This is a genomic window from Streptomyces sp. NPDC052109 (assembly GCF_040680195.1).
In the GTDB taxonomy this organism is placed as follows: Bacteria; Actinomycetota; Actinomycetes; order Streptomycetales; family Streptomycetaceae; genus Streptomyces.
The window spans coordinates 1-8,395 of record NZ_JBFAWF010000054.1 but is presented as its reverse complement, the minus strand read 5'-3'; the positions used below and the strand labels follow the sequence as shown (position 1 = coordinate 8,395).

Annotated in this window: 2 protein-coding genes; both read right to left on the bottom strand. The window is 73.2% G+C overall.

Features of this window, described 5'->3' with window-relative positions:
* The coding region (locus tag AB0L59_RS42100) for a condensation domain-containing protein (RefSeq protein ID WP_365593461.1) at positions 1–1,256 on the bottom strand (1,256 nt) is incomplete at its 3' end.
* The gene (locus tag AB0L59_RS42095; RefSeq protein ID WP_365593464.1) at positions 1,256–8,380 is read right to left on the bottom strand and encodes an amino acid adenylation domain-containing protein; all 7,125 of its coding nucleotides are present in this window, start codon (positions 8,378–8,380) and stop codon (positions 1,256–1,258) included. The genes AB0L59_RS42095 and AB0L59_RS42100, both read right to left, overlap by 1 nt.
* Positions 8,381–8,395: the final 15 nt, after the last annotated feature.

Below are 8,395 nucleotides of genomic sequence, written 5' to 3'. Positions count from 1 at the left end.
GCGATCCGCCCGACACTCCCCCCCTCGAACAGATCCGCCGCCACCGTCAACTGACCCCGCAAACCAGCCGGCCGACCCACCCCGTCGAACGTCTCCCAGCAGTCGACCTCCAGGTCGAACTTGGCCCCGTGGACGTCGGTCGTGGCCACCTCGACGCGCAGACCGGCGAGTTCCAGCACCGCCGCGGCGTTGTTCTGGACGTTCAGCATGACCTGGAAGAGCGGGTGCCGGGCCATCGAACGTGTGGGCGCCAGCTCCTCCACCAGCTTCTCGAACGGCACGTCCTGGTGCTCGAAGGCCGACAGCACGGTCTCCTGCCCCCGGGCCAGCAGCTCACGGAAGCTGGGATTGCCCGACAGGTCGGTGCGGATGACCAGGGTGTTGACGAAGAAGCCGACCAGGTCGTCCAGGGCCGAGTCGGCGCGCCCGGCGACGGCCGAGCCGATCGGGATGTCGTCACCGGCGCCGAGCCGGGCGAGCAGCACGGCCAGGGCGCTGCGCAGCACCATGAACGGGGTCACCCCCTCGTCCAGCGCCAGGTCCACGAGCTTCGCGTGCACCTCGGCGGGCACCTCCAGAGGCACCCGGTGACCGCGGTAGGAGCCGACGGCGGGGCGCGGGCGGTCGGCCGGCAGCGTCAGCTCTTCCGGCACGTCCGCAAGGGCCTCGCGCCAGTAGGCGACCTGGCGGGACATCCTGCTCTCCGGATCGTCCTCGTCACCGAGCAGCTCCCGCTGCCACAGCGCGTAGTCCGCGTACTGCACCGGCAGCGGCTCCCACTCGGGCGCCCCGCCCGCGACACGCGCCGCATACGCCGCCGAGAGGTCCCGGGCGAGCACGCGCATGGACCAGCCGTCACCGGCGATGTGATGGAGGGTCAGGACGAGGGTGTGCTCCTCGGCGCCGGTCGAGTACAGCCAGGCCCGGATGGGGACGTCCTGGGCGAGGTCGAAGGCGTGCTGCGCCGCGGCCGTGACCGCCGCGTCCAGGTCGGCGGGGGCGACCTCGGCCACCGTCAGGGCCCAGTCCAGCTCGTCGGGCTTGAGGATCCGCTGGTAGGGCTCACCGTCGGCGACCACGTACACCGTGCGCAGCACTTCGTGGCGGCCGATCACGTCCCGCAGCGCCGCGTTCAGCGCCGGGCCGTCCACCCGGCCCGAGAGCCGGAGCACGACCGGAAGGTTGTACCTGGCGCTCGGGCCGTCCAGCTGGCCGATGAACCACAGCCGGCGCTGGGCGAAGGACAGGGGAATCATCAGGACTCCTCGTGGTTGCGCATCGGCCGCAGGGCCGGCCTCGTTGACTTCTCGGTTCCCACGCGCCGGGCCAGGCCGGCCACGGTGCGGGCCTCGAACACCGCCCGCAACGGCAGTTCCACGCCCAGGACTTCCCGCACCCGGGTCACCAGGCGGGTGGCCAGCAGGGAGTGGCCGCCCAGGGCGAAGAAGTCGTCGTCCATTCCGACCTCTGTGAGGCCGAGCACTTCGCGGAACAGCCCGCCGACGGCCTCCTCGCGGCCGTCGGCCGGCCCGCGGCCCTCGCCGGTGGTGTACACGGGGGCGGGAAGGGCCGCGCGGTCGAGCTTTCCGTTCGCGGTCAGCGGCAGCGCGTCGACGACCACGACCGCCGAGGGGACGAGGTACTCGGGCAACCGGTCGGCGAGGAACTCCCGCAGGGTGGCCGGGAGTTCCTCGGATCGGTCGACGGGGGCGACGTAGGCGACCAGGCGGGGGCCGCCGGAGGCGTCCCCGCGGGTGACGACGGCGGCCTGCGCCACCTGTGGGTGACCGGCGAGCACCTCGGCGACCTCCCCGGGCTCGACCCGGAAGCCGCGGATCTTGACCTGGTCGTCGGTACGGCCGGCGAACACCAGCCGTCCGTCCGCCGTCCACCGTGCCCGGTCGCCGGTGCGGTACATCCGCGCGCCCGGCTCGAAGGGGCAGGCCACGAACCGCTCGGCCGTCAGCGCGGCCTGCTGTCGGTAGCCGCGGGCCAGGCCGGCGCCGGTGGCGTAGAGCTCGCCCTCGACCCCGACCGGCACGGGACGCAGCGAGGCGTCCAGCACGTACACCCGGGTGTCGGCGATCGGGCGGCCGATCGGCACCGAGGTGGTGCCCTGGGCCAGTTCGGCCGAGTGGATCTCGTGGACCGTGGTGAAGGTGGTGTTCTCGGTCGGCCCGTAGCCGTTGAACAGCCGGACCTCGGGCAGTGCGGCCAGCAGGCGGCGGCAGTGCGCCGGTGACAGGGCGTCACCGCCGGCCAGCAGGCGGCGGAGGCCGGCCAGTGCGGACACGTCCTGGTCGACCACCTCGTGGAACAGGCCGGCCGTCAACCAGGCCGTGTCCACCGCGTGGGCGGTCAGGAAGGCCCTGAGTTCGGCCACCGAGAGCGCGCCGGGCGCCGCGACCGCGAGGGTCGCCCCGTTGAGCAGGGGGCCCCAGATCTCCAGGGTCGCCGCGTCGAAGGAGGCCGAGGAGAGCTGACCGACCACGTTCCCCGGGCCGAGCTCCAGATAGCCGGACTCGCGCACCAGCCGGTCGACGGCACGGTGGGGCACGACGGTGCCCTTGGGCTGCCCGGTGGAGCCGGAGGTGTAGATGACGTAGGCCGCGTTGTCCGCACCGAGTGGCGCGCGCAGTTCCGTCGGCTGCACGGGGCCTTCGGCGAGGCCCACCAGCTCGCGTGCCGTCTCGTCCTCGTCGAGCACCACTCGGGCCAGGCCGGCGGTGGTCAGGGTGCCCCGACCGTCGGTCAGCAGCAGGGTGGGCGCGGAGTCCGCCAGCATGCGGGCGATGCGCTCCGCCGGGTAGGAACGGTCCAGCGGCAGATAGGCGCCACCGGCCTTGGTCACCGCGAGGAGGGCGACGACCAGGTCGACGCCGCGTTCCAGGGCCACCGCGACCACCGACTCGGGGGCGACACCGCGGCCGATCAGCAGTCGCGCCAGCCGGTTGGCCCGCGCGTCCAGCTGGGCGTACGACAGGCTCACGCCGTCCGCGACCAGAGCGACCGCGTCGGGGGTCGCGGCGGCCTGCGCGGCGAACAGCTCGGGCAGCGTCGCAGCGGTCACGGGGCGGCCGGTGCTGTTCCACTCGTCGAGGATCCGGTGCAGTTCGCCCTCGTCCAGCACCGCCACCGCGTCCAGCGGCAGCTCCGGGCCGCCGTCCAGGGCCGTCTCCAGCGCCGACACCAGGTTCGCCATCGCGTTGCGGACCAGCTCTCCCACCGCGGCTCCATCGGCCGGCGCCACCGCGTCCACGGACAGGGCGATGTCCGTGCCGTTGTCGTCGACCATCAGTGCCAGCGGGAAGTTGGTGCGCTCGTTGGCGAACGCCAGCCGGACGCCGTCGAGTTCGCCGTCCCAGCGCTCGTCCAGGTTCTGGCCCGCGTTGCGCCGGTAGTTGATGAACGAGGTGAACAGCGGGTTGCCGCCGGCCACTCCGCTGGCGCGCTGCGCGAGCACCAGCGGGGCGTGCTCGTGCTCCAGCAGCTCCGCGAGCTGGGTGCGCATCTCGGAGACGGCCGCCACCACGCCGAGTCGCCTCCCGCGCAACCGCACCGGCAGGGTGTTGATGAAGGGGCCGGGAATCCGGTCGGCGCCGGCGGCGGCGTTCATCCGGCCCGACAGGACGGTGCCGAAGACCACGGTCGGCTGGGGGGACACGGCCGCGAGCACCCGGCCCCAGACCAAGTGCAGCAGCGTCGCCGGGCTGGTGCCCAGGCGGCGGGCCACCTCGCGCAGCCGGGCGTCCACCTCGGGGGCGGGCTCGACCGGGTTGCGGACCAGAGCGTGGCCGTCGCCGCGCACGTCGACGAGGCCGAACGGTGCCGTCGGTTCCTCGACGTCGCCGAGCAGAGTGGCGAAGTACCGCTCGTGCTCCTCCCGCGCCACGCCGCCGCGGGCCTGGGCGACGAAGTCGCGGAACGGCAGCGGTGCGGGGAGTTCGGCGCTGCGCCCGGTCAGGAAGGCCTTGACCTCGGTCAGCAGCACCACCAGCGCGGTGTGGTCGCGCACCATGTGGTGCGCCCGGACCAGTGCCAGCCACCTGGCGCCGCCGGGGGCGGCCGCGATGTGCAGGGTGATCAGCGGGGGGTCGGCCAGATCCATCGAGTGGCCGCCGAGGGCGACCAGCTCGGCCACCGGGTCGGTGCCGCGTGGGTCCAGCGTGACCTCGGTGACGGACAGCGGGGCGTGTCGCAGCACCACCTGCACCGGCTCGCGCAGGCCCTCCCAGACATAGGCGGTGCGGTAGATGTCGTGCCGGTCCACCACGTGGCCCATGGCCTGGGCGAAGGCGTCCAGGCGCGCCCGGGAGTCGAACTCCAGCACCGCGGGCATCACATAGGCGTCGTCGCCGCCATGCGCGAGCACGTGGTGGAAGAGCAGGCCCTCCTGCAGCGGGGCCAACGGGTAGACGTCCGCGATGTTCCCGGCCCCGCCGGGTACGGCCGCGGTCACACGGGCGATCTCCTGAGCCGTCAGCTCCACCATGGAGAGCATCTCGGGGGTGATCTCCTGCGCGTCCTCGGGGATCCGGTTGGCGGGTGCGGTGATGCGCTCGGCGCCCACGGAGGCCGCCACTCCGGCCGGGGAGGGGGTGTCGAACAGGGTGCGGACGGAGATCGAGACGCCTTGGGCGCGGAGGATCTCCACCAGCCGGACGGCCACCAGGGAGTGCCCGCCCAGCTCGAAGAAGTCGTCGTCCACGCCGACCCGTTCCAGGCCCAGCACCTCGGCGAAGGCAGCGCAGACGATCTCCTCGCGAGCGTCCGCCGGCCCCCGACCGGAGCCGGCCCGGCCCGCGAAGTCCGGCGCCGGCAGGGCCTTGCGGTCCAGCTTCCCGTTGGCGGCGAGTGGCAGCGCGTCCAGCACCACGACAGCGGACGGCACGAGATGCTCCGGCAGTCGCTCGGTGGCGAACTGCCGCAGCTGCGCGGGGAGCTTCTCGTCGTCCGCGCCCTCGGCGGGCACCGCGTAGGCGACCAGGCGGGTCTCGCCCGGGGTGTCCTGACGGGCGACGACCGCCACCTGGGCGACCTGCCGGTGTGCGGTCAGCGCCGCCTGCACCTCGCCGGGCTCGATCCGGTGGCCGCGGATCTTCACCTGCTCGTCGGCGCGGCCGAGGAAGACCACTTGGCCGTCCGCGGTCCACTGCGCGAGGTCGCCGGTGCGGTACATCCGCAGGCCCGGCTCGAAGGGATTGGCGACGAACCGTTCCGCTGTGAGCCCAGGACGCCTGACGTAGCCGCGCGCCAGCTGGGCACCCGCCACGTACAGCTCGCCCGCGACGCCCACCGGCACCGGCTGCAGACGGGCGTCCAGCAGGTAGAACCGGGTGTTACCGACCGGCGTGCCGACCGGGACGACCCCGTCGGCGACCAGTTCGGCGGTCAGCCGGGTGGTGGCGACACCGATGGTGGTCTCGGTCGGGCCGTAGTGGTTGAACACCTCGCACCCGTCGGCCGCGTCCACCAGTTCCCGTACCCAGCCCGGGGCGGCGGCCTCGCCGCCGAGAACGAGCGACCGGGCCGGGAGGACCTGCTCGGGGCCGCCCGCCGCGCTCAGCGCCGCCAGGTGCGAGGGGACGACCTTCAGGTGGTCGATGGCGTGCTCGGCCAGGTAGCCCGAGACCGCGGCCGGGTCGGTGACGGCGGCCTCCTCCAGGAGGTGCAGCTCGCCGCCGGTCGTCAGGCTCGCGAACAGCACGGTGTTGCCCAGGTCGGTGACCTGCGCCTGGAGCAGGGCGTACCGGGCGCCGGGGCCGGTGAACCCGATCCGGGGCAAAACCGTGGCGACGTAGTTGGCCAGCGCCCCGTGGGTCACCGCAACGCCCTTCGGGCGGCCGGTCGAGCCGGAGGTGTAGATCACATAGGCCGGGCAGTCCAGGTGCGGTGCCGTCCCGGGCGCGGTCGTGGGGGCCTCGGCCAGCCGCATCGCCGTCCGCGGGCCGTCCAGCACGACCGTGCGGAGCCGGCCGGCCGGCAGCTCGTCCCAGATGTCCATGGTGGTGAGCACCAGCGACACCTGGCAGTCGGTCAGCAGGTACGCCACCCGGTCGGCAGGCTGCTCGGGGTCGACCGGGAGATAGCCGGCACCGGCCTTCCAGACCGCCAGCATCGCGGTGACCATCTGCAGTCCGCGCGGCAGCGCCAGGCCCACCACGGACTCGGCGCCGACACCCTGGGCGATCAGATCGTGCGCGATCCGGTTCGCCCGGGCGTCCAGCTCGGCGTACGACAGCCGCTCGCCGTCGGCGACGATCGCCACCGCGTCGGGGGTCCGCGCCGCCTGGGCCTCGAACAGGCCGACGACGGTGCCGGCCGGTACCTCGGCCGCCGTGTCGTTCCACTCCGTCAGCAGGCGCGAGCGCCCGGCCTCGTCCAGCACCGAGACCTCGCTCAGCGGCAGGTCCGCGCCTCCCGCCAGCGCCGTCTCCAGCGCGCCGACCAGGTTTTCGGTCACGGTACGCACCAGTACGCCCACTTCGGCCGAGTCGATCGGGGCCACGGCGTCGACGGCGACCTCGATCCCGTCGCCGTTGTCGTCGACCAGGATGACCAGCGGGTAGTTGGTGCGCTCCCGTGACAGCAGCAGACGGGTGCCCTCCATCACCTGGCCCGCGCGCTCCTCGGGGCTCTGTGCCTCGTTCCGGCGGTAGTTGATGAACGAGGTGAACAGCGGGGCGTCGCCGACGATGCCGCTGGCCCGCTGCGCCGCCACCAGGGGAGCGTGCTCGTGCTCCAGGAGCTCGGCCAGCTGGTCGCGCATCGCGGTGACGGCGGCCAGCACGCCGTGACGGTCCGTCAGAGCCCGGACTGGCAGGGTGTTCATGAACGGTCCGGGCACCCGGTCGGCACCGGCTCCGGAGTTCATCCGGCCGTAGAGCACGGTACCGAAGACGACGTCGGCGCGGCCGCTGACCGCGGCCAGCACCCGGGCCCACGCCACGTGCATCAGCGTCGCGGGGCTGGTGCCCAGACGTCGCGCGGTCTCGCGCAGGCGGGCGTTCAGCTCGTCGCCGAAGGCGGTCACCCCGTGCACGGAGTCGGCACCGTCGCCGCGCACGTTCAGCAGCCCGTACGCGGCGGTCGGCTCGTCCACGTCGGCGAGCAGGGCGGCGAAGTACCGCTCGTGCTCCTCGATCGACATCCCGAGGCGGGACTGCGCGACGAAGTTGCGGAACGGCATCGGCGCGGGCAGCTCCGCCGTGCGCCCGGCCACGATCGTCCGGACCTCGCTGAGCACGACCTCGAGCGCGGTGTGGTCGCGCACCGTGTGGTGCATCCGGGTCAGGGCCATCCAGCCGCCGCCCGGCAGCGCCGCGTAGTCCACCCGCAGGAGCGGGGCACGGCCCAGGTCCATCGAGGAGCCGACGAGCGCCTGCAGTTCCGTCGCCGGGTCGGTGGTGTCCGGGCCGAGGGTCACCTGTGTCACCGGCAGCACGGCCTTGCGCCACACCACTTGCACGGGCTCGCGCAGGCCCTCCCAGACGAAGGACGTACGGAAGATGTCGTGCCGGTCCACGACCAGTTGCAGCGCCTCGACGAACGCGTCCAGGCGTGCCCGGGTGTCGAATTCCAGCGCGGCGCGCAGCACGTAGGCGTCTTCGCCGCCGTCGGCGAGGAGGTGGTGGAAGAGGAGGCCCTGCTGCAGTGGGGCCAGCGGGTAGATGTCCGCGATGTTCGCCGCTCCGCCCTCGACGGTGGTGGCGATCCGCTCGATCTCGCCGGCTGTCAGATCGATGAGGGGGAGCATCTCCGGGGTGATCTCCCGCGCGTCGGCGGGGATCAGGTTCGCCGGTACCTCCACCTGTAGCGCGCCGGTCGAGGCGGCCAGACCGGCCGGTGTCGGGGCCTGGAAGAGCGTGCGCACGGACACGGCGACGCCCCGCAGACGGAGCTGTTCGACGAGGCGGATGCCGACCAGGGAGTGCCCGCCGAGGGCGAAGAAGTTGTCGTCGACACCGACCTGTTCCAGGCCGAGGACTTCGGCGAAGGCGGCGCAGACGATCTCCTCGCGAGCATTGGCCGGCGCCCGGCCGGCACCGGTGGTGTAAGCGGGGGCGGGCAGCGCCTTGCGGTCCAGCTTGCCGTTCACCGACAACGGCAGCGCGTCCAGGACCACGACGGCGGAGGGAACCATGTACTCGGGCAGCCGGTGTCGCGCGAAGTCACGTACCTGCTCCGGCAGTTCGGCTGCGCCGTCACCGTCGGGCACGACGTAGGCGACCAGACGGGTGTCCCCCGACACGTCCTCACGAGCCACCACCGCGGCCTGCGCCACCCGCGGATGCGCGGCCACGACCGCCTGCACCTCACCCGGCTCGATCCGAAAACCACGGATCTTCACCTGCTCATCCGCACGCCCCAAATACTCCAGCCGGCCATCCGCCCG